Source organism: Actinomycetospora flava, from assembly GCF_037400335.1.
Lineage (GTDB): Bacteria > Actinomycetota > Actinomycetes > Mycobacteriales > Pseudonocardiaceae > Actinomycetospora > Actinomycetospora flava.
Map to the genome: position 1 here is coordinate 743,294 of NZ_JBBEGM010000001.1, position 22,752 is coordinate 766,045.

The window sequence follows — 22,752 nt, forward strand, 5'->3', positions numbered from 1 at the left end:
GATGACCGCTGATTGTGGCCCGATTCCTCGGCCGATGCGCCGGCCGATGTCGAACATGGTCGCAGCTGTCCCGACTCCCCGAGGAGAACCCATGCGCCCCTGGTGGCCCCTGGTGGCGATCTGCCTGGGCACCTTCATGCTGCTGGTCGACGTCACGATCGTGACCGTCGCCCTGCCCCCGATCGCGACGTCGCTCGGCACGTCGTTCTCGTCGCTGCAGTGGGTGATCGACGGGTACGCGCTGGCCCTCGCCGCGCTGCTCATGGTCACCGGCACCCTCGCCGACCGCTTCGGGCGCCGGCGGCTCTACCTCGCCGGCCTCGCCGTCTTCGCGGTGTCGTCGCTCGCGTGCGGGCTGGCCCCGTCGGCGGGCGCGCTCGTCGCGGCCCGGGTCGCGCAGGGCGTGGGCGGCGCGGCGATGTTCGCGACCACCGCCGCGCTCCTCGCCGCGACCTACCACGGTCCGCGCCGCGGCACCGCCTTCGGCGTCTGGGGCGCGGTCAACGGGCTCGCCGCCGCGTGCGGCCCGCTGCTCGGCGGCCTGCTCACCGAGGCGTGGGGCTGGCGGGCGATCTTCCTGGTCAACCTCCCGGTCGCCGTGGTCGCGGTCGCCCTGACCCTCGCCGTCGTGCACGAGTCGGCGTCCGACGCCGCCGGGCGCGTCGACGTCGCCGGGGCGGCGTCGTTCACCCTCGCCGCGGCCGCGCTCGTGTGGGGCCTGGTGTGGGCGGGCGAGCGGGGCTGGACGGCGACGCCGACGCTCGGGGCGCTGGCCCTCGCGGCCGTCGCCCTCGCGGTCTTCGTGGCCGTCGAGCACCGCAGCGCCGCGCCGATGCTCGACCTCGCGCTGTTCGCCGACCGCTCGTTCACCGCGTTCATGGTGGCCGCCGCGGTGCTCTCGGCCGCCGCGTTCGCGCACCTCGCGCTGGTGTCGCTGTGGCTGCAGTCGGTCCTCGGGCTCACCCCGATCCGCGCGGGCCTGGTGGCGCTGCCGCTGAGCCTCGCCGCGTTCGCGGTGTCGGCGCTCGCCGGCCGCTTCCTGCACGGCGGCTCGCCCGCGCGCCCCGTCGCCGGCGGTCTCGCCCTCATCGGTGCGGGCGCCCTGCTCATGACCGTCGTCGACGCCGGTTCCGGACCGTGGGCGCTGCTGCCCGGGCTCGTCGTGGCCGGTCTCGGGGTGGGTCTCGCGACGCCGGTGCTGGTGTCGGCCACCCTCGCCGTCCTGCCGCCGTGGCGGGCCGGCGTCGGCAGCGCGGCCGTCAACACCTTCCGCCAGCTCGGCCTGGCCGTCGGGCTCGCGGTGCTCGGCACCGTGTTCACCGGACGGGTCGCCGGCGTGTTCACCTCGGCGGGCGTGCCCGGCGCCGACGACCTCGCGGCCGCCGTGGCCGGCGGCGGCACGCCGGGGGTCCTCGCCGCGACCCCGCCGGCCGGGCGCCCGGCACTGTCGGCGCTGATCGGCCAGGCGTTCCCGACCGGCCTCGACACCGTCTTCACCGTCGCCGGCGTCGCCGCCCTGCTGGCCGCGATCCTCGTCGTCGTCCTGGTCCGCCCGGCCGGTCGGGATGAGAAGATCGTCCCGACTCGGGAGGCGGCGGGGAGGTCGGCGTGACGGACGCATCGGGCGGGAGCTGGCGGGAGGCCGAGCAGGCGCTCGAGGCCGGGATCGACTTCGAGCGCGCGAACGCCGCCCGCATCTACGACTACCTGCTGGGCGGTGCCTGCAACTTCGCCGTCGACCGCGAGCAGGCGTCCAGGATCCTCGCCCAGAACCCGGACATGGCCTACGTCTGCCGCGCGAACCGCGACTTCCTGCGCCGCGCGGTGGAGTGGTGCCTCGCCCACGGGATCACCCAGTTCCTCGACCTCGGCTCCGGGGTGCCGACGGCCGGCAACGTGCACGAGATCGCCCTCGCCCAGCACCCCGACGCCCGCGTCGCGTACGTCGACTTCGAGCCCGTCGCGGTCGCCCACGCGCACGAGGTCATCGGCGGGACCGAGGGCGTCAGCGTCACCCGCGCCGACATGCGCGACCCGGAGGGCGTGCTCGCCGCCCCGGGCGTGCGGGACCTGCTCGACGTCGGCCGTCCGGTCGCGCTGCTCACGGTCGCGGTGCTGCACTTCGTCCCCGACGCCGAGCTGCCGTCGATCCTCGCGCGCTACCGGGCCGCCCTGGCGCCGGGCAGCGCGCACGTCATGAGCCACGGCAGCGCCGACCACGACGACCCCGAACTGGCGGCGCGGACACGGGCCATCCAGGACGGCTACCGCGGCAGCGCCACCGAGGTGGTGCTGCGCTCGCGGCCCGCGATCCGCGAGCTCCTGGGCGGGAACGAGCTCGTCGACCCCGGCCTCGTCGACATCGTCGACTGGCCCGCGCCCGCCCCCGGCGAGCGCCCGACCGGGGGTTATGCGGCGATCGCCCTTTTCGACTGATCATCCGCGCGCCGTTCACCGCACCGTGGTCCCCGCTTCCTGCCGGTCGACAGCGTCGATCCGCATACTCGCCGTATGACGCCGGCGTGGTTCGACCTCCCGGTGTCCCGGTGGTCCGATCAGGTGGCCACCGCGTCCCTCCAGGCGCGCGCCCGCGCCACCCGCCGCGAGCTGCTCCTCGCCGCCGCCCGCCGTTTCGCCGTGCAGGGCTACCACCCGACGTCGCTGTCGCAGGTGGTCGCGGACGGCGGGCGCACGAAGGGCGCGCTGTTCTTCCACTTCGAGAACAAGTCCGCACTCGGCTGGGCGGTCGTCGACGAGGTGCACTCGTCGTGGGACGACATCCTCGCGCGCATCCGGGCCCGGGGCCTCGACCCGCTGCGCGCGCTGCTCGTCCTCTACGACGCGCAGATCGGTCGGCTCATGCACGACCCGATCGTCATGGGCGGCGTCCGGGTGCTGCGCGAGGACCCGGCCATGCAGGCCGACCGGCACAAGTGGGTCGACGGGTGGCGCACCGACACCGAGGTCCTGCTCGCGCAGGCCTGCGCCGACGGCATCGTCGGCGCCGGCACCGACCCCGCCTCGGTGAGCTCCACGCTGCTCTCGACGGTCGTCGGGCACCACTACCTGTCCGAGGTCCAGCCCGACGGGCCGTCGCTCTGGGAGCGGATGACCGGTACCTGGCTCGCGCTCCTGCCGACGCTGGCCCGGGCGTGCTGGTCCGACCACTGGTCGACGCCGGAGTGGGTGGCGCGGCCGGCGCCCGACGCCGCGGCCTACGAGTGCGCCCGCCGCGACGGGACGGAACCGGCCTGACGCTCCCCCTCGGCGGAGATCAGCGGGGCTCGAGCACGAACACCGGGATCTCGCGGTCGGTCCGCGTCGCGTACTCCGCGTAGTTCGGGAACGCCGCGACGGCCCGGTCCCACCACTGCGCGCGCTCCTCGCCGGACACCACGCGCGCCGTGTACTCGCCGGTGACGGTGCCGTCCTGCAACGAGATCTGCGGATGGGCCCGGATGTTCTCGAACCACACCGGGTTCTCCGGCGCCCCGCCCTTCGACGCGACCACCGCGTAGCTGCCGTCGTGCTCGACGCGCATCACCGGGGTGTAGCGGCGCTTGCCGGTCTTCGCGCCGCGCAGCGTCATCAGCACGATCGGCGAGCCGTTCACCTCGACCCCCTCGGTGGTGCCCGTCTCCAGGATCTTCTGCGTCTGGCCCCGCACCCAGTCCGTCGGGCTCAGCTCGACCGCGTCATCGCTCATGTCCCGCAGAACCAGGGGTGGGTCCGGGTCATTCCGGGTGCACGATGGGCGCGTGACGACCCGGGCCCCGACCGCGCTGACGCTGCCCAGCGTCGGGCCCGAGCCCCTCGCGCTGGACCGGGCGCACGACGCCGTCCTCGGGTACGCCCGCGGGCTGCGCTGGCTGCGGTTCCGCTCCCCCGGCGTCCCGGAGGGCCGGTGGACGCAGGTGCCCGCCTTCGGGTGGTCGCGCTTCGACACCCGCCCGGCCGGCGAGAACCTCGACGCCGACGTCCTGCTCGGCGAGGGCCTGCACGGCCGCCTCGACCCGGCCGGCTGGCACGCGGTCCACGACGCCCTGGCTGCGCTCGCGCCGCGGGTCGACGAGCTGGAGGCGCGCGCGGGCGGGCGCCCGTTCTGGGAGCTGCCCGACGAGGAGCTCTCGGTGCTCGGTGAGCCCGGCACCGTCGGGGCGCTGCTGCGACGCATCGGGGAGGACGCCGGCCCACGCCCGGCGCACGTCCTCGCCGCGCTGCACCACCGCCGGCCCGACCTCGTCCCGCACCTGACCCGCACCACCCGGCGCACGCTGCTGCCGTTGCTCGAGGAGGGCGACAGCGGCGTCGAGGCCGTCGTCCACCGCGAGCTGCGGGCCAACGAGGAGGGCTTCGCCGCGCTCGAGGCGGCGCTGGCCGAGGACGTCGCCGAGGTGCGTCCGACCCGCCTGCGCCTGCACGACGTGCTCTTGTGGCTGGCGACGACGCTGCGGTTCGCGCACGCGGAGAACGAGGGGCGGCGGGTCAGGGGGGCGTCGTGAGGAACCTCGTGCGGTAGCGGCCGGCGAGCACGAGCAGGGCGAGCTCGACGACGACCGCGACCACCACCAGCTCGGCGTCGAGGTAGCCGAGCGCGACGTTGACCCCGGCGAGGGCGACGAGCAGCCCGATCCGGCACAGTCGCACGCCGATCCGGTCGCGGCCGAGCAGCAGCGCGCCGGCCGCGACGAGCAGCAGCACCCCGACGACCGCCTCCCCCGCCGAGGCGACCACGAGCACCGGCGGCCTGCTGCCGGGCGGGAGCGTGCGGTCGTCGAGCACGATCTGCACGTCCGGGTCGCTGCTCCACAGCGCGAGCAGCACCACGAGGCCGACCAGCGAGAGCAGCCCGAGCACCGTCGATCCCGCGATCAGCAGGATCCGGTGCACCCAGCGCGGCCCCAGGGTCGCCTCGGCGCGGTGCAGCCCGGCGACGAGGGGGCGGGTGCGGTCCCGCGGCTCCTCGACCGGCGCGGCCTCCACCACCGGGCGCAGGGCCGTGGCGTAGGCGACGAGGTCGGGGCGCGACGGGTGCGCCGCGAGCGCGTCGAGGTCGGCGAGGAGCGCTCGTCGATCGTCGGGGCGCAGGGGTCCGTCGACGAGGCCCTTCGACCGGACCGCCACCGAGTACGCGAGCACCCGCGGCCGGTCGAGCCGGGCGCGGCCGGCCAGGACCGCGAGCCCGAGCACGCCGAGGAACACGGCGTAGATGATCGGCGCGGCCAGCGGGGTGAAGTAGTCGTTGCGCTGGGTGATGAACTTGCCGACCTCGTCGACGAAGAGCCCGGACCCGACGCCCACGCAGACGGCGGTCGGGGTCGAGGTCCACCGGTTGCTCCACGCGAGGGCGATCAGCCCGCCGGCGAGGAGCAGCAGCCCGCCCCACAGCGCGTGCGCGAGGTGGTAGACCTCGCCCCCGATCTGCGGGTAGCCGGTCAGCGCGAGGTAGAGCCGCGTGACCACCACCGTCACGCCGAACGCCACCGCCACCAGCCGGACGCTGCGCGCGGCGTCCTCGCGCGGGACGGGGCCGTGGTAAGCGCTCGCCGTGGCCCGTTCACGCGGGACCGTCGTCGTCACCGTCGCCCCCCTCCCCCGGTCAGCCGTCCGCGAGCCCGGCGTAGGTGTCCCGCAGCTCACGCTTGAGGATCTTCCCACTCGGGTTCTTCGGCAGCTCGTCGACGATCACCACGTACTTCGGGGCCTTGAAGCCCGCCAGACGCTCGCGGGCGTGCGCGACGATCTCGCCGGGCTCCGCGCTCGCCCCGTCACGCAGGACCACCGCGGCCGCGACCGCCTCGATCCACTCGGGGTGCTTGACCCCGAACACGGCGACCTCGCTGACCGCGGCGTGGGTGTAGAGGGCGTCCTCGACCTCGCGGCTCGCGACGTTCTCACCGCCGGTGATGATGATGTCCTTCTTGCGGTCGACGATCGTGAGGTAGCCGTCGGCGTCCATCACCCCGAGGTCGCCGCTGTGGAACCAACCGTGGCGGAACACCTCGGCGGTCGCCTCCGGCTTGCCCCAGTAGCCGCGCATGGCGTGCGGGGTCCGGTGCACGATCTCGCCGATCTGCCCCACCGGCACCGGCCGGTCGTCCTCGTCGTGCAGGCGGGTCTCGACGTTGAGGCTCGCGCGCCCGGCCGTGCCCGCCTTGCTGATCTGCTCCTCGGGGAACAGGACGGTCGCGTTCGGGGCGAGCTCGGTCTGGCCGTAGTAGTTGAACAGGCGGATGTCGGGCAGCCGCCGGCCCAGCTCCTCCAGGACGGCGACCGGCATGATCGCCGCCCCGTAGTAGCCCTTGCGCAGCGACGACAGGTCGCGGGCGTCGAACTCCGGCGAGCGCAGGAGCCGGATCCACACCGTCGGCGGGCAGAACATCTTCGTGATCCGCTCGGTCTCGACGGTCCGCAGGATCGTCTCCGGGTCGGCGGAGTCGACGACGACGCTGGTCGCGCCGAGGTAGACGTCGGGCGTGAGGAAGTCGTGCAGCGCCGCGCAGTGGTACAGCGGCAGCGCGTGCAGCTCGACGTCGTCGCGGTGGTACTCGCCGTCGACGATGTCGCTGACGTACTGGGCGATGAGGTTGCGGTTGGTCATGATCGCGCCCTTGAGCGCCGACGTGGTGCCGCTGGTGTATAGCAGCTGGACCGGGTCGTCGTCGCCGATCTCGACGTCCGGCTCGCTCGCGTCGTCGTGGGCGAGCAGCGTGGCGAACGACGTCCACCCCGGGCTGTGGCCGACGACCACGCCCAGGGCCACCGCCACCTCGGCCGCGCCGAACGTGTGGACCAGCGCGTCCTCGACGATCGCCGCGGTCGCGCCGCTGTCCTGCAGGACGTAGCGGACCTCGGAGGCGACGAAGTTGAAGTTGACGGGCACCGAGATCGCCCCGAGGCGCGCGAGCGCGAAGTAGGCGACGACGAACTCGTAGGAGTTGTGCGAGAAGATCGCGACCCGCTGGTTCCGGACGACGCCCCGGCTCGCGAGCGCGTTCGCGACGCGGTTGGCGTCGGCGTCGAGCTCGGCGAACGTCCGGCGTGTCTCCCGGTGCACGACCGCGAGCTTCGCGCCGTGCTTCAGCGCGCTGCGCGCCAGCAGCGAGCCGATCGTCTGCCGGCGGGCGCGCGCGACGTCCGCGGTGAGGGGCGGGAGGTAGCGGTCGAGATCGTCCACACCGCTGCTCCTACCGATCTCCGCGCCCGAGGGCAATGGGCTCCGCCCGCCCGTCGACGTTGCCGTTGGGCGACCGGCACGATCCGCAGGCCCGGACACCCGTGGATCACGCCGGAGGTGCCGCTCGCGCGGACTGCGCCGGCCCCGTCGTCGGCGACCGGCACGTCCGGCGACCCATGACCCTCGTCGATCATGCGCAGGGTGCCGCTCGCCCCGGCGACCGTTCCGGCCGAGGGCACCCCTCGCCCCTCTATCCGACCGAAGGTGCCCTTCGGTCAGAACACCCCGCGCCTCAGACCGTGTCCGCGCCGATCGCGTTGCGCATGGTCGCGAAGACCTTGGACTGTTCGGGCGTGAGGTGGCTCGGCGCCGCGGGGTGGATCTCGCCGTTGGCGGTGTGCAGCGGGATGTCCGCGTGCCCCGCCGCCGAGACCTGGGCCATCGACCACTTCCCGAACGCGCGCTGGTCGACCGTCCCGGACTCGAGCACGGCCAGGCGCTCGTGCCGGGAGTCGCCGCTGATCCGGCCGTAGAGCTCCTCCACGTTGTCCTGGGGCCCCTCGAGGACCTGCGCGAAGTAGTGGTCGGTGATCAGCAGCGCGCCGGTGATCCCCGCACCCTTGTTGCGCGAGCGGGCCTGGCTGAAGATCTCGCCGAGGACCGTCGGGCGGTCGGTCTTCGGGATGCGGCTGTGGCTCTGGTAGATCAGCCGGAAGACCGGCGACCCACTCTCGTCCGGTCCGGCCATCAGAGGTCTCCTCGGGTGGACTGTGATCGGCGTCTCATTATGCTGGTCTCCCTCGAGCTGTCGAGGGGTCCGCTTCCGGAGACGAGGAGGAGGCACGGAGCGGGGTGTCACGCTGGGCGCATGTCCGCCATCGATCCCGCCGACGCCCGCCGCCGCGTCGAGAGCGGCGAGGCCGTGCTCGTCGACGTGCGCGAACCCGACGAGTGGGCCGCCGGCCACGCCCCCGGCGCCGTGCACCGGCCCCTGGGCGACCTGGACCCCGCCGAGTTCGCGGGCCGTTCGGTGATCACCACCTGCCGCGGCGGCGGGCGGGGCGGACGGGCCGCGGAGACGCTCGCCGAGGCCGGCGTCGACGCCGTGAGCCTCGACGGCGGGCTGCGCGCGTGGTCCGAGCACGGCGGCGCGCTCGTGCGCGACGACGGGTCGCCGGGCGCGCTGGACTAACGGACCACCGACCGCCGGACCACGTCGCGGACGGTGTCGAGCACCTCGCCGGGGTGGTCGAGGTGGACGCTGTGGGTCGCCCCCGGCCAGGTCAGGACCGGTGCGTCGAGCGCGGCGGCGAGGCGCTCGTGGGCGCGGCGGATCGCCGCCCCGGGCTTGCGGTCGGCGGTCACGACCGCCGCCGGAACGCGCGGGAGCGCGTCGTCGCGCCACCCCCGGGCGAGCTCGGTGAGACCGTCCACGGCGCCGACGAGCTGGTCGACGTCCATCGCCATCGTCCGGTCGACCGCCGCCGCGCAGTCCGGGCGCAGCCCGCGCTTCATCCGGCGCGCCGTGACGGCGAGCGTCGCGCGCAGCAGCGCCGGGCCGAGCACCGGGACCGCGGTCGCCCGCGCGATCGTGGCGGTGCGCCGCTCGACCTGGGCGGCGATCTCCGGGTCGTTGACCGGCGTCATGTCGAGCAGGACGAGCCCGGCGACGTCCTGCGGGTGGGCGGCCGCCAGCAGCGTCGCGACCGCCCCGCCGAGGCTCTGCCCGACCACGACCACCGGGCCCGTCGCGAGGTCGGTGACGAGGGCGTGCAGGTGGTCGGCGGCGTCGGCGAGCGTCCCGGGAACGGGCGACGAGCCGGTGCCGGGCCGGTCGTGGACGACCACCCGACAGCCAGGATCCCCGACGAGCCCCTCGACCATCCCGGGGAAGAACCCCTCGGTCGTCTCCGCGCCGCCGGGGAGCAGCAGCACGGGCGGTCCGTCGTCGCCGTGGACGCGCACGCCGTCGGTCACGGGGCCGGACGGTAGTCGTCCGGACACGGTCGGCGAACGGCCGATCCCCTTCGCCTGGTCAGTTGCGTCACACCGATCGGTGCGGGAGCGTTCTCCCAGCCCTATGTGACCCGCCTTACACGCACGGCGAGGAGGCCGTTCCCCGATGAAGCTCGCTCTCTACCTGCCGAACTTCCGCACCGAGGTGACGATCAAGGAGCTCGAGGACCTCACCGACCTCGCCGAGGAGCTCGACTTCGACTCCGTCTGGACGCTCGACCGGATCGTCGTGCCGGAGGCGTCGGACCGCGAGGAGCTCCAGTACACGTTCGGCATGATGGACAACCTGCCGCACGCCCTGCCCGTGCAGGCGCGGGGCCAGTGGTTCCAGGGCTATCCGCTGCTCCCGTGGCTCGCGGCGCGCACGTCGAAGGTCCGCATCGGGCAGAGCATCATCGACACCCCCTTCCGCGCGCCGGGCGTCCTCGCCGCGGAGCTGGCCACCATCGACCACCTCTCGGGCGGGCGCCTCAACGTGGGCCTCGGCGCCGGCTGGATGCCCGAGGAGTTCGCCGCCGCGAGCGCCGCGGACATCTTCCCGAAGCGGCACAAGCACGTGCGCGAGACGATCGAGGTGCTGCAGGGCGTCTGGGGCAACGACCTCTTCGAGTACCACGGCGAGTTCGCCGACTTCGACCGCTGCGGGTTCGGCGCCAAGCCGCTGCAGCAGCCCCGCCCGCCGATCTTCATGAGCGGCCTCAAGGACCCGCTGCGCTCCGCGAAGCGCATCACGAAGTACGACCTCGACGGCTGGATCGGCATCCAGGACTCGCCGGAGGGCCTCGCGAAGTGGCTCACCGCGATCGACGAGCAGTTCGAGGAGATCGGCAGCCCGAAGCGGTCGAAGGACCTCGAGATCTGCAGCATGATCTGGACGGTCATCACCGAGGAGGAGATGGACCAGAGCACCGCGGGCGGTGTCGCGTCGAACCTGCTGGTCGGCACCGAGAAGCAGCTCACCGACCGGCTGAAGGCCTACAAGGAGGCCGGGCTGACGATGCCGCTGATCTGGCCGCCGTTCACCGACGTCCCGGTGTCGAAGACGCTCGACGACCTCAAGCGGATCAAGAACGACATCATGCCGAAGGTCAACGCCGCCTAGGAGCGATACCGATCGCGGTCTCGGTGACGGAGCCACTCACCTCCGACGGCGTCCGTCACCGAGACCGCGAGCTCCGGAGCCGCCGACTCCGTCGCGAGCCCAGGTCACCCCGACCTCGGGGTCGAGGCCGAGCGGGAAGCCCGCGGCCTCCTGCTCGGCGGCGCTGCGGACGTCGTCGGGGAGGTCGTCGAACGCGGTGATCTCCACCCGGTGGCCGCGACGCCGCCAGGTGGCGACGATCTCGCCGTCGGCGAGCAGCGCGCCGGGCTGGGCGACGCCCAGCGGCCACACGGCACGGCGGCGGTCGGCGTCCGGGACGAGCAGCTCGCGGTCCGGCGCGAGCAGGAACGGGTCGCCGGGCGGGAGCAGGCGTGCCCCGCGGGCGGGTGCCGCCGCGGACGCCGGCTCCGGCCCGGCCACCGCCTCCCACGTCGTGCGGACCTCGGCCGGCCGCAGGCCGCTCCAGCGCGCGAACCCGGCCGGGGTCGACGGTCCGAGCGCGTCGAGGAAGCGGCGCAGGAGATCCGCGCGCGCCGTCTCCGGGTCGACGGCCGGCGCGGGGACGATCCACACCAGCGTGTCCCGCCCGTCCCAGCGCAGGCGCACTCGTCCCGTGACGGCGGCCGCCATGAGCCGGTCGAGCCGCCCGTCGACGATCTCCAGGACCTCGCGCTTGCGCACCCGGTCGGGGCCGAGCGCGGTGCCGAGGACGTCGGCGGTCTCCTCGGCGGCGTCCCGGACGCCCTCGTCGCGGGGCATGAGCCCGAGGGTGAAGGCGGCGACGTCCGCCGCGAGCACGACGTAGACGGCACCGCGCGGTCCCCACACCTGCGCCAGGTCGGGGTGCTCCCACGCGTCGGGGGCGACACCGGAGACCCGCGCGTGCAGGGCGAGCACCGCCGACCGCGGCGCGCTGTCCTGCAGTCCGCAGGCGACCGCCTCGCGCCAGCGGGACGCGGGCAGCCGACGATCGAGATGCTGGACGGCGAGCCGGTGCGCGACGACCGCGGCGCGATCCACGCCGTTACCGACCTCGCGCACCGACCAGCCAGCCACGGAGCTGATCGTCATCGCGTTCGCTGATCATCTGCACGACACCCGCGTGATCCCGATGGTTCGGGACGTCACGGAGCCGCTCGTGCCAGTCCGCCGCGTACTGCCGAAGGGCCTCGATCATCTCGGTGACAGCTTCGTCGACCGTCGGGCCGTCCGCCGAGACGGGCAGCCCCGGCACGAACAGCGACCATCCGCCGGCCTCGTGGACGACTTGCACCCGTCCGCCGTACTGCGCAGACATGTCGTCCTCCCCCGCGATGAGTGGTGACACGGTCGACGGCGAGGGGTCGAGCCAGGTGCACGAGCACCCGTATCCCGGGCTGGTCGCCGAGCGCACTGACCGACCACTCCCACGGCTCCGCCTGCTGCGCCATGTCGACGAGCTCGACCTCGGACGCGCGACCGGGCGTGACGACCTCGAGCTCCATCACCCAGGTGACCTGCTCGTCCATCACTGCCCTCCCGAGGACAGCGTCACCTTTCCCTTGCGGACCGTCAACCGGGCGACGCCCTCGTCGCCGACCGCGAGGCACCGTCAGGTGACCGTCTTGCCCGTCGTGTCGGCGCGGCTGCGGCTGGGCTGCACGCGTTTCGGCTCGCCCGGCATCTTCGGGTACTCCGGCGGATAGGGCAGGTCGCCGAGGTCGTGGTCGCGCTGGTCGCGTTCGACCCACTCCAGCACCGTCTCCAGGCTCCCGGGATCGTCGTGCAGCCCGGCCAGCGCGTCGCCGCGTTCGGCCAGGACACCGGCGGCGGTGAGGACGTCGAAGTCGTCGGGGTCGACGTCCGGCAGCTCCTCCCAGCGCAGCGGCATCGACACCGTCGCCCGCGGGGTGCCGCGCACCGACCACGCCGAGGCGATGGTGCGGTCGCGGGCGGCCTGGTTGTAGTCGAGGAAGACGCGCTGACCGCGCTCCTCCTTCCACCAGTCCACCGTCGCCTCGGACGGGATCCGCCGGCACACCTCGCGGGCCAGCGCGATCACCGCCCGGCGCACGCCGACGAAGTCCCAGTCCGGGCGCACCGGCACGAGCACGTGGACGCCGCGGCCGCCCGAGGTCTTCGGGCGCCCGTGCAGGCCGGCGTCGTCGAGCACCTCGCGCAGCACGCCCGCGACCCGCACGGCGTCGGCGAAATCCGTGCCCGGCTGCGGGTCGAGGTCGATGCGCAGCTCGTCGGGCTGGTCGACCTGGCCGCGGCGCACGGGCCAGGGGTGGAAGTCGAAGGTGCCGAGGTTCGCCGCCCACGGCAGCACGGCGGTGCGCGTCGGGCAGATCTCGGTGGCGGGCCGTCCGCTGGGGAAGCGGACCTCGACGGTGTCGACCCACTCGGGCGTACCCTTGGGCACGCGCTTCTGGTAGAAGAACTCGCCGGTCACGCCGTCGACGAACCGCTTGAGATGCGTCGGCCGCTCGTAGAGCACCGCGAGCAGCGGCTCGCGGACCGCGACGTAGTGCTCGACGACCTGCCGCTTCGTGATCCCGCGGTCCGGGAAGTAGACCTTGTCGGGGTTGCTGATGCGGACGGCCAGGCCGTCGACGTCGATCTCCTCCGCCGGGGACTTCGCCACGGCGGGGAATCTACTAGTCCGCGCTGGTGACGCCGCTCTCGTCGGCGGTGCGCAGACGGTCGGCCAGGGCCTGGAGCTCCCCGCGCAGCCGGTCGATGTCGCCGGACTCGAGGCCCGTCTCGGCCGCGACGCGGCGCTGGATCGCCAGGACGGGCTCCCTCAGGGCGTCGCCCTCGGCGGTGCAGGACACCTCGACGGTGCGCTCGTCCTCGGGGCGACGGCGCCGGACGACCCGGCCGCGCTCCTCGAGGCGCTGCAGCAGCGGCGAGAGCGTGCCGCTGTCGAGGTGCAGCTCGCGACACAGCCGGCCCATGGTCGTGGGGCCGTTCTCCCACAGCACGAGCAGGACGACGTACTGGCTGTAGGTCAGCCCGAGGGGCGCGAGCCCGCGACGGAAGGACGCCGCGATCGCGCGGGAGGCGTCGTGGAGCGCGAAGCACAGCTGTGCGTCGAGCTTCGTGGGCGCCGCCGAAGTCGCCGGGGTGTCCGTGCTCATGTCCCCAGGGTAGGCCCGACGGGAAGTGGTGCGCGTTACCGTGGGGTGATGAGTGCGTCGAAAGGCCCAGGTGGGGGCGTTTCCGGGACATCGGGTTCGGGGTCCGACGAGCCCGCGGGCCCGCCCGGGCGGTTCGCCGACGACCTCATCGGTCTCGACCCCGACGACCCCGAGGCCCGCGCCTTCGCCGCGCACCTCGACCGGATGGAGCACGTCGGCCCCGCGGCGTTCACCGTGGAGGGGCAACTGGCCGGGGTCCGCGACTTCGCCGACTCCGCCAATCGAGCGGACGGCACCCGGCGCCTCGCGGCGATCGTCCTGGTCACGCTGGTGCTCCTCGGCACCGGTTTCGTGATCTTCGAAGTCCTCGAGGTGGTCTTGAGCACGGTCTTCTGAGCCGGGCGCGCCCGCGCGGCGCCGTATTAGCCTGGACGCATGAGCAGTGACGCCTCGATCGGCACCCCGAAGGTCAGCAAGTCCGACGCGGAGTGGCGCGAGCAGCTCACGCCCGAGGAGTACCAGGTGCTGCGCCGCGCGGGGACCGAGCGTCCCTTCACCGGCGAGTACGACGAGGTCTTCACCGAGGGCGTCTACTCCTGCCGCGCCTGCGGCGCCGAGCTCTTCCGGTCCGAGACCAAGTTCGCCTCCCACTGCGGGTGGCCGTCGTTCTACGCGCCCTCCGCGGACGACAACGTGATCCTGCGCGAGGACAGCTCGATGGGCATGACGCGCGTCGAGGTCCTGTGCGCGACCTGCCACTCCCACCTCGGCCACGTCTTCAGCGGCGAGGGCTACGGCACGCCCACCGACCAGCGCTACTGCATGAACTCGGTGAGCCTGCACCTGGAGCCCGCCGGCTGACGGCGACGTCACCCGGGGGTGTTCGTTCCCGGGTGGTTCGTTACGCTTTCCGGCCGATGACCGCCGTGCTGACGTCCCGGGAACGACCCCGACGGGTGATGCGGGAGCTCGCCCGCCGCCTCGCCCCCATCCAGCCCCGCCGCCTGCTCGTCGCGGCGGGACGCGCGCTCTCACCCCGACAGCTCACCGGCCTGCGCACCGCCCTCGGGGCGCTCGAGCAGGGCAGCTGGATCCGGGGCCTGGAGGCGCACGTCCCCAACCGCGGCGACCGGTTCGCGGTGTTCGGCGAGATCGTCGAGCGCCTGCGCTCGCCCCGCCCGCTCTACCTCGAGTTCGGCGTGCACGAGGGCCGGACCCTGCGCTGGTGGAGCGAGCACCTCACCGCGCCCGGCGCGCGCATGATCGGCTTCGACAGCTTCGACGGCCTGCCCGGCGACTGGCACGCCGACGCCCCAGCGGGCAGCTTCGCCACGGGGGTCGTCCCGCAGATCGACGACGAGCGGGTGGAGGTCGTCCCCGGCTGGTTCTCCGACACGCTGCCGGGCCGGGAGCTGCCGCCGCACGACGAGCTGGTCGTCAACGTCGACTGCGACCTCTACACGAGCACGCGCGAGGTCCTCGACTGGCTCGAGGACCACCTGCGCCCCGGCACGCTGGTCTACTTCGACGACCTGTTCGACCACGACGCCGAGCTGCGGGCCGTGTGGGAGTGGGTGGACGCGCACCCGGAGACCGTCCGGCCGCTGTCGATGGCGCGTTGGGGTCAGCACCTCCTTCTCGAGTACCGCGCGACCCCCGAGAGCTCGCCCTGACGCTGCGCTGATCGGACCAGCGGACACGCCCGGCGCGACGTTTTCGGCGCCGACACCGGTGTCCGACGCCACCGACGGCGGGCGTGGACCGGCAGGATCACTACCGTCGGGAGACGGCCAGCCCGCCTCGCGCCACAGGTTGCAGATAGGACGATGCCGTCGATGGGCCACCCGCTCCGACCCGGGACCGCGCCGGACAACCACCACCCGCGCCGCCCCCACCCGCTCTCCGCCCGTCTGCCGAGATTCGACGAGACGGTCCAGTACGACGTCATCCGCGACTGCCTCATGCCCGAGGAGCAGATCGACGGTGTCTACGCCAGCGAGAGCGCCGGGATCGCGCTGTGCGGCATCACCAACCGCCGCGTCATCCTGCTGGACACCGCGTTCCCCGGCGGCCGCGCCGCACTGATCACCGCGCCGTACAGCCGCATCACGACCGTCTCGTACGTCTCCTCGGAGGACGAGCCGATCTTCTCGCGCACCGTCGCGATCCAGGTCGGCCGGACGTTCTACGAGGTCACGTGCCGCGGTGAGGAGCAGGCCGCGGAGATCCACGACCTCATCACCTGGCACCTCATCGACTGAGGTTCACCGGCTGAGGGCGGGCACTCCCCCGGAGGGAGCCACGAGCTCCTCGACGCCCACCGCCGCGATGCCGCGCTCGCGCGCGACGCGCACCACGAGGTCGGTCAGGTACGGCCAGGTGCAGATCACCGCGTCGACGTCGCGTCCCACCAGCTCGCCGACCCGGGCGGCCACGCGGGTGGCGATGTCCGGCCCCGGGCGCAGGAGCGTCCGGTCGACCAGGTGGACGTCGACGACACCCGGCGCGTGGTCGGCCAGCAGCCGGCGGGCCTCACGGACGTGCTCGGCCGCCACGTGCAGGAAGCCGACGGTCGCCACACACGGAATATGTCATGTCGCGTTCCGTGAAGCGACTACTTGATCGATGTACGGCTCGTCCGGTACGCCGGGCGGAGGACCGTTACGGCAACGAGGTGACGAGCTGGCCCGGTGAGACGCGCGGACCGGTGAAGAACGGGACCTCCTCGCGCACGTGGCGCCGGGCCTCGGTGGCCCGCAGGTCGCGCATGAGGTCGACGATGCGGTCGAGCTGGTCGGACTCGAAGGCGAGGATCCACTCGTAGTCGCCGAGCGCGAAGGCGGGCACCGTGTTGGCGCGGACGTCGGCGTAGCCGCGGGCGGCCTTGCCGTGGTCGGCGAGCATGGTGCGCCGCTCCTCGTCGGGCAGCAGGTACCAGTCCAGCGAGCGCACGAACGGGTAGAGGCACAGGTAGCCCTTGGGCTCCTCGCCCGCGACGAACGCCGGCAGGTGGCTCTTGTTGAACTCCGCGGGCCGGTGCAGCGCCGTCGACGACCACACCGGCGTCGACGCCCGCCCGAGCGCGGTGCGGCGCAGCGCGGTGTAGGTGGCCTGCAGCGACTCGATGTCCGGGGCGTGTGTCCAGACCATCCAGTCGGCGTCCGCGCGCATGCCGGCGAGGTCGTAGACCCCGCGCACGGCGACGCCCTTGCCCTCGGCCTGGTCGATCACGCCGGCCAGCTCGTCGCCCAGGGCCGCGCGGTCCTCGGGCAGGCGCGCCGGGTCGGTGCGGAACACCGACCACATGGCGTAGCGGATGGTCGAGTTCAGCTCGTCGTAGTTCAGCCGGGCCACGGGCTCCATCGTGCCACCGAGCGGCGCTACAGCGACTCCTCGGTCGCCGAGACGCCGGGCACGCGGTCGGCGCGGAACGCCTCGACGAAGCGGCGGTGGTCGTCGCGCACCACGGCGGCGTACGCGCGCCCGAAGCCGACGAGGTCGTCGACGAACGCGTCCTCCCCCTCGCCGACCACGGCGAGGACCGCGTCCTCGACCTGCGTGGTGACCAGCCCCGCCTCGGCGTCCGCGTCGGACACGCAGTGCGCCCGCGCGGTGGCGCGCCCCAGGTGGTGCAGCACGTCGCGCAGCTCGCGGGGCTCGGTGAGGTCGTCCCAGTCGAGGTCGTTCTCGTAGGGCGAGAGCTCGCTGACGACGTAGCCGACGCCGCGCATGGCGGTCCAGCCGAGCAGCCGGTCGGCGTGGGCCTGCAGCGCACGGCGCGACAGCGCGGTGCGGTGGCCGTGGTGGTGGAACGAGCCCGCGACGTCGGGATCGTCGACGACGCGGCTCGGCGCTGCCCGCACCGCCTGCTTCATCGACAGGACGATGTCGTTGTCGAGCGCCTCGGTCGGCCCCTCGATGAGCACGTTGTAGGCCGGCAGGCCCGCGCTGCCGATCCCGAAGCCGCTGCGCCCGACGACGTCGTGCACCACGTACGCCGGGTCGGGCCAGCGCTGGGCGGGCGGGATCGTGTCGAGGTAGGCCTCGTAGGCCGCGACCACCTCGGCGCGCTCGTCGTCGTCGAGGCGGCGCACGCCCGGGCCGGCGCGGAACACCCGGTCCTCCCCCTCGATCTCGGTGAGGGCGTCGAGCAGCCCGCGGCGGCTGCGCTCCCGCGCGCGCTGCAGGGCCAGGTGGATCGGGCCGTCGGTGTTCCTCCGCGTCAGCGCGAACTCCCGCTCGCCCGACCCGCCGGAGAACGACCGCACGGCGTCGAGGTAGCCGCGCAGGTAGGCCGCGTTCAGCGCGTCGATGTCGGCGTCGGAGAACGCCTTGGACCAGCCGAGCAGGGCGACGCTCGCGACCAGCCGGCGGAGATCCCAGGTCCACGGGCCGACGTAGGCCTCGTCGAAGTCGTTGACGTCGAAGACGAGCACGCCGTCGCCGTCGAGGTAGGTGCCGAAGTTCTCGGCGTGCAGGTCGCCCTGGATCCACACGCGCCGCGTCCGCTCGTCGACCCACGGGTCGTCGAGGCGGGCGACGTCGGCGTAGTACAGCGCCGCGCTGCCCCGGTAGAACGCGAAGGGCTCGGCGGCCATCTTGCGGAACTTGTTGCGGAACGCCGCGGGCGCCTCCGTCATCAGCTCGGCGAACGCCTCGGCGAGCGTGTCGACGATCAGGCGGGTGCGCGCCTCGTCGTCGTGTGCCCCGAGGGTGGTCGCCAGCTCCCCGGCGAGATCGGCCATGGGGCCAGTGTGCTCGCGGTCACCGCCGTGCCGCCGCGAGGTGCTCGACGACCCGGTGGGCGGCGGCGTCGGCGGTGGCCAGGCAGGCCGGCACCCCGACACCGTGCAGCGTCGCGCCGGCGATCGCGAGCCCCGGGAGCGCGGCCACGCCGCCCTCCATCGCCGCGACGCGGTCGAGGTGCCCGACGCCGTACTGGGGCAGCCCGCCCGGCCAGCGCACGACCGCGCTCTCGACCGGGACCTCCTCGATCCCGGTGAGCGCGGCGAGGTCGCTGCGGGCGGCACTGAGGAGGTCGTCGTCGTCGCGGCGCAGCGCGCCCTGGTCGCCGTGGCGGCCGATGGACAGGCGCAGCACCGCGGTGTCGTCGGGGTCGTCGCTGTTCGGCGCCAGGTGCGGCCACTTCTCGGAGCTGAAGGTCGCCGCCTTGATCGTCCAGGGCAGGCCGTCGGGACGCCGCTCGCCCGCGCCGACGAGCACTCCGGAGCGCCCGGCGAGCGGGCCCGCCGCGGCCGCGGGCAGGGCGAGCACGACGAGCGCGGTGGAGGCCAGCTCGATCTCCCCCGCGGCCCGCGCGGCGTCGGGGGCGTGGTCGGCGAGCAGGCGGCGCAGCGCGGGCGCGGGGACGGCGAGCACGACGGCGTCGGCCTCGATCGCGTCGCCGCCCGCGTCGACGGTGGCGCGCCAGCCCGCGGCGGTGCGCTCCAGCCCGGTCACCGTGCGCCCGAGGCGGACCTCGGCGCGGGCGGCCAGGGCGAGCGTGGCGGGCAGGTCGGCGAGGCTCCCTCGCAGCGTGCCGAACACCGGGACCGGAGGCGCACCCTCGACCGGCGGGGCGGGCAGGCAGGAGCGGGCGGCGGCGAGCAGCGAGCGGGGATCGGCGTCGAGCGCGCTCGCGAGCGCGGGCACGGTGGCGCGCAGGCCCAGCCCGTCCGCGTGCCCCGCGTAGACGCCGCCGAGCAGCGGGTCGACGAGGCGGTCGGCGACCTCGTCGCCGAGGCGCTCGCGCACCAGCGCGCCCACCGCGACGTCCCCGCCGGGCTCCCAGGCGCCCGGGCGGTCCTCGCGCAGCGCCGCGAGCCCCGCGGGCGAGAGCGCGTCGGCGGCGACGTCGGGGTCGCCGGGCACGCCCATCACCGTCCGCGGCGGCAGGCCGACCCGCCGCCCGCCGACCTGCAGGGACGAGGCGGCGCGGCCCGGGTGCACGAGCTGGTCGCCGAGGCCGAGCTCCGCGATGCGCTCGGCGGCCTCGGGTCGGCGGGCGAGGAAGGCCTCGGCGCCGACGTCGACGCGGCGCCCGCCGAGCTCGAGGGCGGAGAGCTTGCCGCCGAGCGTGCGGGCGGACTCGACGACGACGAGCTCCGCGCCGGGGCCGAGCAGCGTGCGCAGACGATGGGCCGCGGCGAGCCCGGACACCCCGCCGCCGACGACGAGGACGCGGGTCACGGTGTCCCGTGCACCAGGTCCACGACCCGCGCCAGCGCGTCGGGATCGGTCTCGGGCAGCACGCCGTGGCCCAGGTTGAAGACGTGGCCCTCCGCGGTGGCGCCCTCGGCGAGGATGCGGCGGACCTCGCGCTCGACGACGTCCGGGCCGGCGAAGAGCAGCGCCGGGTCGAGGTTGCCCTGCAGCGCCGTGCCGGGCGGGACCCGGCAGGCGGCGACGTCGAGGGGGATCCGCCAGTCGACGCCGACGACGTCGGCGCCCGCCTCGCCCATCGCACCCAGCAGCTCGCCGGTGCCGACCCCGAAGTGGATGCGCGGCACGCCGGCGTCGGCGAGGCCGGCGAGCACGCGCGCGGAGTGCGGCATGACGAGCTCGCGGTAGTCGCGCTCGGAGAGCGCGCCGGCCCAGGAGTCGAAGAGCTGGACCGCGTCGACGCCCGCCGCGACCTGTGCGCGCAGGAAGGTCAGCGTGGTGTCGGCGAGGGCGGAGCACAGCGCGTGCCAGGTGTCCGGCTCGGCGTGCATCAGCGCCTTGGTGCGCTCGTGGTTGCGGCTGGGGCCGCCCTCCACGAGGTACGAGGCGAGCGTGAACGGCGCGCCGGCGAAGCCGATCAGCGGCGTCTCGGCGAGCTCGCGGACGAGCAGGCGCACCGCCTCGGCCACCGGGGCGACGCCCTCCGCGTCGAGCACCGGCAGCGCGGCGACGTCGGCCGCGGAGCGCACCGGCTCCTCGACGACCGGCCCCGTGCCGGCGACGATGTCGACCCCGACGCCGGCGGCCTTGAGCGGCACGACGATGTCGGAGAAGAGGATCGCCGCGTCGACGCCGTAGCGGCGCACCGGCTGCAGCGTGATCTCGCAGGCGAGGTCCGGGGTCAGGCAGGCCTCGAGCATCCCGGTGTCCTTGCGGACCTCCCGGTACTCCGGCAGCGAGCGCCCGGCCTGGCGCATGAACCACACCGGGCGGCGCGCCGGGCGCTCTCCGCGCGCGGCGGCGAGGAAGGGCGCGTCGGGCAGGTGCCGGCGCCCCGTGGAGATGTCTGTCGTCACGATCCCTGCCCTGCTCATGGTGCGCCCATCCTCCCACGGCCCCGCCGGTCACCGTGATCGGAGCGAGGGTCACGCTCGCTGCGTCCCACGCACCCGGGGACGCCCTCGCACCCCCGCCGGCCGCCCCACGCCGCGGGTGAGCCGCGGCCGCGCTCGGCGTGGGAGGTACACGCGCCTACCCGTTCGGCCTACTGTCATCGAGGTGACGGCGCCCACCACCCACCCCGAGACGTTCCGGCGCGCGGTGGACTCCCTCAGCGAGCTCGAGACGCGCGCGGAGATCGAGCTGCGCACCATGCGGCCCCCGCAGCGCCTGGCGCCCTACTCGGCCGCCTGGAGCGCCGAGGTGCTGGCGAACCCGACGCCGCCGGGCACGGGCGAGGTCGACGACGCCGAGGTCGTGGTCACCGGGCGCCTCGTGCTCCTGCACGACCCCGAGGGCCAGGACGCCTGGGACGGCACGCTGCGCGTGGTGACGTTCGTGCGTGCCGAGCTCGACCCGGAGCACGCGGGCGACCCGATGCTGCCCGAGGTCGCGTGGTCGTGGCTCACGGGCGCGCTGGAGGACTCCGGGGCGGCGTGGACGGCGCTGGGCGGCACGGTCACCCAGACCGCCTCGGTCCGCTTCGGCGACATCAGCGGCCCGAGCCACGCCACCGATCTCGAGCTGCGCGCGTCGTGGACGCCGACCGAAGAGGTCCTGACGGCCCACGGCGACGCGTTCGCGGGTGTCCTCGCCATCGCGGCTGGACTTCCGCCGGTGGGCGTGACGACGCTCGGTGCCCGTCGCGCCGGGCGTTCCGGCTGACATTCTCCCGGTACCCCCGGTATCGCTGTCGCAATTTTTCCGGGCGTCCACAGGACTTCCCGCAGGTCATCCGCGCGTCATCCTGTGCATTCACAGGGATGCACAGGGTGACGTCCGATCAGCCCGCTCGTACTGCGACCGTCACGCGTAGACGTTGGGGCGTTGGCAGCAGCCGCCCTACAGCGGTCGGCGCCACTTGGCACTCTCCGTAGTCGCGGTTACACCGAGTGTTACTGCGAGACGATTTCGTGGAGTCTGTCCACTCCAAAGGGTGACCGCGACCGCGTAACACGCGAAACTCCACCGAGCGAAGTTGGCCCTGATGCTCTCGTTAACTCGCCCGGGGGGATATCTTCTCTCGCACGCACTTCCTCGTCCGATCGGCGGCGCGGTCGATGGTTCGAGGGCCCGGTGCGGAATGTCGGGGGGCAAGACCGACTTCTAGGAGGTACTCGACGTGGCAACCGTGGGCCCAGGCATGGCCCTTCGCGGCGTCGCGAGCGGACTGCTGCCGCCGGCCATGGTCCCGCATCCGCGGGAAGAGATGTTCACCGTGCTGGTGGTCGACGACCACCCGCTGTTGCGCGAAGCGATCGCGCAGCGGCTCTCCTCGATGGGCGCGGGCACCGTCCACGAGGCGGCCTCGATCTCCGAGGCCCGCACGCGAGCCCTGGCCTCCGGGCCGTGCGATCTCGCGATCCTCGACCTCGGACTGCCGGACGGCAGCGGGCTGGACCTGATCGCGGAGCTCCGCGCCCAGGGCTGGAACCGTGTCGTGGTGCTGGCGGCCTCCGACGACCCGTCGGCGGTCCGTGCGGCCTTCCAGGCGGGCGCCCAGGCCTACCTGCTCAAGTCGGCGTCGCCCGGTGTGGTCACCGACGGCGTGCGCCGGGTCCTCGAGGGCGGCCTCTACGCCGACCCGTCCGTCGCTCCCCTGCTCGCGGCGGGCACCCGCGTTCCGGCGACCGACAACACCCCGCGGGAGCTCTCGGCCCGCGAGGTCGAGGTGCTGCAGCTCGTGGCCGACGGCCGCTCCAACAAGGAGATCGGTGACGCGCTGAGCCTCTCGGCGCTGACGGTCAAGAGCCACCTCTCCCGGATCGGGCGCAAGCTCGGCACGGGTGACCGTGCGCAGATGGTCGCGCTGGCCATGCGGGCCGGCGTCATCCGCTGAGCGCGGGGGCACGCAGGTCGACCACCGCCGACGGCGAGCGGTCGACCGTCGGGCCGGGCAAGGTCATGCGGTCCACGGACCCCGCCGGAGACGCCGGCGGGGTCCGTGACCGGAC

The 22,752-nt window shown here is 74.1% G+C and carries 26 protein-coding genes; 12 read left to right on the top strand and 14 right to left on the bottom strand.

Features of this window, described 5'->3' with window-relative positions; all coding sequences use genetic code 11:
* The first annotated feature begins 91 nt into the window (after window positions 1–91).
* The 3 genes from WCD58_RS03650 (at window position 92) to WCD58_RS03660 (ending at window position 3,255) form a co-directional block, all read left to right on the top strand.
* Window positions 92–1,612, top strand: a complete 1,521-nt coding sequence (locus tag WCD58_RS03650; RefSeq protein WP_337699588.1) for a DHA2 family efflux MFS transporter permease subunit — start codon at window positions 92–94, stop codon at window positions 1,610–1,612.
* Window positions 1,609–2,436, top strand: a complete 828-nt coding sequence (locus WCD58_RS03655) for an SAM-dependent methyltransferase (protein WP_337699590.1) — start codon at window positions 1,609–1,611, stop codon at window positions 2,434–2,436. Before WCD58_RS03650 ends, WCD58_RS03655 begins: the two co-directional genes overlap by 4 nt.
* Before the next feature lie 75 nt (window positions 2,437–2,511).
* Window positions 2,512–3,255 carry a TetR family transcriptional regulator gene (locus tag WCD58_RS03660; protein WP_337699592.1) on the top strand — a complete coding sequence of 248 codons (744 nt, stop codon included), beginning with the start codon at window positions 2,512–2,514 and terminating at the stop codon, window positions 3,253–3,255.
* A gap of 19 nt (window positions 3,256–3,274) precedes the next feature.
* Here the strand turns inward: WCD58_RS03660 and WCD58_RS03665 are convergent, their stop codons facing one another.
* A complete protein-coding gene (locus tag WCD58_RS03665; RefSeq protein ID WP_337699594.1) occupies window positions 3,275–3,706 on the bottom strand; it encodes a nitroreductase family deazaflavin-dependent oxidoreductase in 432 nt (143 codons plus the stop codon).
* 52 nt (window positions 3,707–3,758) lie between these two features.
* On the opposite strand from WCD58_RS03665, the gene WCD58_RS03670 reads away from it, so the two are divergent.
* Window positions 3,759–4,502, top strand: a complete 744-nt coding sequence (locus tag WCD58_RS03670; RefSeq protein ID WP_337699596.1) for a hypothetical protein — start codon at window positions 3,759–3,761, stop codon at window positions 4,500–4,502.
* On the opposite strand, the gene WCD58_RS03675 is transcribed toward WCD58_RS03670, so the two are convergent.
* From WCD58_RS03675 to WCD58_RS03685, 3 genes are all read right to left on the bottom strand, one after another.
* Window positions 4,486–5,580: a hypothetical protein gene (locus WCD58_RS03675; RefSeq protein WP_337699598.1), complete on the bottom strand. Its 1,095-nt coding sequence runs from the start codon at window positions 5,578–5,580 to the stop codon at window positions 4,486–4,488. The genes WCD58_RS03670 and WCD58_RS03675 overlap by 17 nt on opposite strands.
* Before the next feature lie 19 nt (window positions 5,581–5,599).
* Complete coding sequence (locus tag WCD58_RS03680; RefSeq protein WP_337699599.1) at window positions 5,600–7,177, bottom strand: fatty acyl-CoA synthetase; 1,578 nt, start codon at window positions 7,175–7,177, stop codon at window positions 5,600–5,602.
* A gap of 292 nt (window positions 7,178–7,469) precedes the next feature.
* Complete coding sequence (locus WCD58_RS03685) at window positions 7,470–7,925, bottom strand: BLUF domain-containing protein (protein ID WP_337699601.1); 456 nt, start codon at window positions 7,923–7,925, stop codon at window positions 7,470–7,472.
* A 120-nt stretch (window positions 7,926–8,045) separates the two neighbouring features.
* Here WCD58_RS03685 and WCD58_RS03690 point away from each other — a divergent pair, with 120 nt between their 5' ends.
* A complete protein-coding gene (locus WCD58_RS03690) occupies window positions 8,046–8,369 on the top strand; it encodes a rhodanese-like domain-containing protein (RefSeq protein WP_337699603.1) in 324 nt (107 codons plus the stop codon).
* Here WCD58_RS03690 and WCD58_RS03695 read toward each other — a convergent pair.
* A complete protein-coding gene (locus WCD58_RS03695; RefSeq protein ID WP_337699605.1) occupies window positions 8,366–9,154 on the bottom strand; it encodes an alpha/beta fold hydrolase in 789 nt (262 codons plus the stop codon). The genes WCD58_RS03690 and WCD58_RS03695 overlap by 4 nt on opposite strands.
* 145 nt (window positions 9,155–9,299) lie before the next feature.
* On the opposite strand from WCD58_RS03695, the gene WCD58_RS03700 reads away from it, so the two are divergent.
* Window positions 9,300–10,295: an LLM class flavin-dependent oxidoreductase gene (locus tag WCD58_RS03700; RefSeq protein ID WP_337699607.1), complete on the top strand. Its 996-nt coding sequence runs from the start codon at window positions 9,300–9,302 to the stop codon at window positions 10,293–10,295.
* 36 nt (window positions 10,296–10,331) lie between these two features.
* On the opposite strand, the gene WCD58_RS03705 is transcribed toward WCD58_RS03700, so the two are convergent.
* The 4 genes from WCD58_RS03705 to WCD58_RS03720 all read right to left on the bottom strand — a co-directional run bounded on the left by WCD58_RS03705 (window position 10,332) and on the right by WCD58_RS03720 (window position 13,417).
* Entirely contained in the window at window positions 10,332–11,351 is a 1,020-nt protein-coding gene (locus tag WCD58_RS03705) for a DNA glycosylase AlkZ-like family protein (RefSeq protein ID WP_337699609.1), read from the bottom strand.
* Entirely contained in the window at window positions 11,320–11,592 is a 273-nt protein-coding gene (locus WCD58_RS03710; protein WP_337699611.1) for a hypothetical protein, read from the bottom strand. Before WCD58_RS03710 ends, WCD58_RS03705 begins: the two co-directional genes overlap by 32 nt.
* A gap of 294 nt (window positions 11,593–11,886) precedes the next feature.
* Window positions 11,887–12,921 (bottom strand): non-homologous end-joining DNA ligase, encoded by a 1,035-nt coding sequence (gene ligD / locus WCD58_RS03715; protein WP_337699613.1) that lies wholly within the window; start codon window positions 12,919–12,921, stop codon window positions 11,887–11,889.
* 13 nt (window positions 12,922–12,934) lie between these two features.
* Window positions 12,935–13,417 (bottom strand): MarR family winged helix-turn-helix transcriptional regulator, encoded by a 483-nt coding sequence (locus WCD58_RS03720; protein WP_337699615.1) that lies wholly within the window; start codon window positions 13,415–13,417, stop codon window positions 12,935–12,937.
* A gap of 48 nt (window positions 13,418–13,465) precedes the next feature.
* Here WCD58_RS03720 and WCD58_RS03725 point away from each other — a divergent pair, with 48 nt between their 5' ends.
* The 4 genes from WCD58_RS03725 to WCD58_RS03740 all read left to right on the top strand — a co-directional run bounded on the left by WCD58_RS03725 (window position 13,466) and on the right by WCD58_RS03740 (window position 15,678).
* Entirely contained in the window at window positions 13,466–13,813 is a 348-nt protein-coding gene (locus tag WCD58_RS03725; protein WP_337699617.1) for a hypothetical protein, read from the top strand.
* A 39-nt stretch (window positions 13,814–13,852) separates the two neighbouring features.
* Window positions 13,853–14,278, top strand: a complete 426-nt coding sequence (gene msrB, locus WCD58_RS03730) for a peptide-methionine (R)-S-oxide reductase MsrB (RefSeq protein ID WP_337699619.1) — start codon at window positions 13,853–13,855, stop codon at window positions 14,276–14,278.
* 56 nt (window positions 14,279–14,334) lie between these two features.
* Window positions 14,335–15,090, top strand: coding sequence for a class I SAM-dependent methyltransferase (locus tag WCD58_RS03735; RefSeq protein ID WP_337699621.1), 756 nt, complete (start codon window positions 14,335–14,337; stop codon window positions 15,088–15,090).
* A 162-nt stretch (window positions 15,091–15,252) separates the two neighbouring features.
* Window positions 15,253–15,678 (top strand): PH domain-containing protein, encoded by a 426-nt coding sequence (locus WCD58_RS03740; RefSeq protein ID WP_337699624.1) that lies wholly within the window; start codon window positions 15,253–15,255, stop codon window positions 15,676–15,678.
* 3 nt (window positions 15,679–15,681) lie between these two features.
* On the opposite strand, the gene WCD58_RS03745 is transcribed toward WCD58_RS03740, so the two are convergent.
* The 5 genes from WCD58_RS03745 to hemE all read right to left on the bottom strand — a co-directional run bounded on the left by WCD58_RS03745 (window position 15,682) and on the right by hemE (window position 20,673).
* Window positions 15,682–15,996, bottom strand: a complete 315-nt coding sequence (locus WCD58_RS03745; protein WP_337699626.1) for a hypothetical protein — start codon at window positions 15,994–15,996, stop codon at window positions 15,682–15,684.
* Between the two features lie 82 nt (window positions 15,997–16,078).
* A complete protein-coding gene (gene hemQ / locus WCD58_RS03750) occupies window positions 16,079–16,771 on the bottom strand; it encodes a hydrogen peroxide-dependent heme synthase (RefSeq protein WP_337699628.1) in 693 nt (230 codons plus the stop codon).
* A gap of 26 nt (window positions 16,772–16,797) precedes the next feature.
* Window positions 16,798–18,162, bottom strand: coding sequence for a DUF2252 domain-containing protein (locus WCD58_RS03755; protein ID WP_337699629.1), 1,365 nt, complete (start codon window positions 18,160–18,162; stop codon window positions 16,798–16,800).
* A gap of 19 nt (window positions 18,163–18,181) precedes the next feature.
* Window positions 18,182–19,606, bottom strand: a complete 1,425-nt coding sequence (gene hemG / locus WCD58_RS03760) for a protoporphyrinogen oxidase (protein ID WP_337699631.1) — start codon at window positions 19,604–19,606, stop codon at window positions 18,182–18,184.
* Complete coding sequence (gene hemE, locus WCD58_RS03765) at window positions 19,603–20,673, bottom strand: uroporphyrinogen decarboxylase (RefSeq protein ID WP_337699633.1); 1,071 nt, start codon at window positions 20,671–20,673, stop codon at window positions 19,603–19,605. Before hemE ends, hemG begins: the two co-directional genes overlap by 4 nt.
* A gap of 184 nt (window positions 20,674–20,857) precedes the next feature.
* On the opposite strand from hemE, the gene WCD58_RS03770 reads away from it, so the two are divergent.
* Together WCD58_RS03770 and WCD58_RS03775 are read left to right on the top strand one after the other, a co-directional pair.
* Window positions 20,858–21,463 carry a DUF3000 domain-containing protein gene (locus WCD58_RS03770; RefSeq protein ID WP_337699635.1) on the top strand — a complete coding sequence of 202 codons (606 nt, stop codon included), beginning with the start codon at window positions 20,858–20,860 and terminating at the stop codon, window positions 21,461–21,463.
* 478 nt (window positions 21,464–21,941) lie between these two features.
* The gene (locus tag WCD58_RS03775; RefSeq protein WP_116706142.1) at window positions 21,942–22,637 is read left to right on the top strand and encodes a response regulator; all 696 of its coding nucleotides are present in this window, start codon (window positions 21,942–21,944) and stop codon (window positions 22,635–22,637) included.
* The last annotated feature ends 115 nt before the right edge of the window (window positions 22,638–22,752 follow it).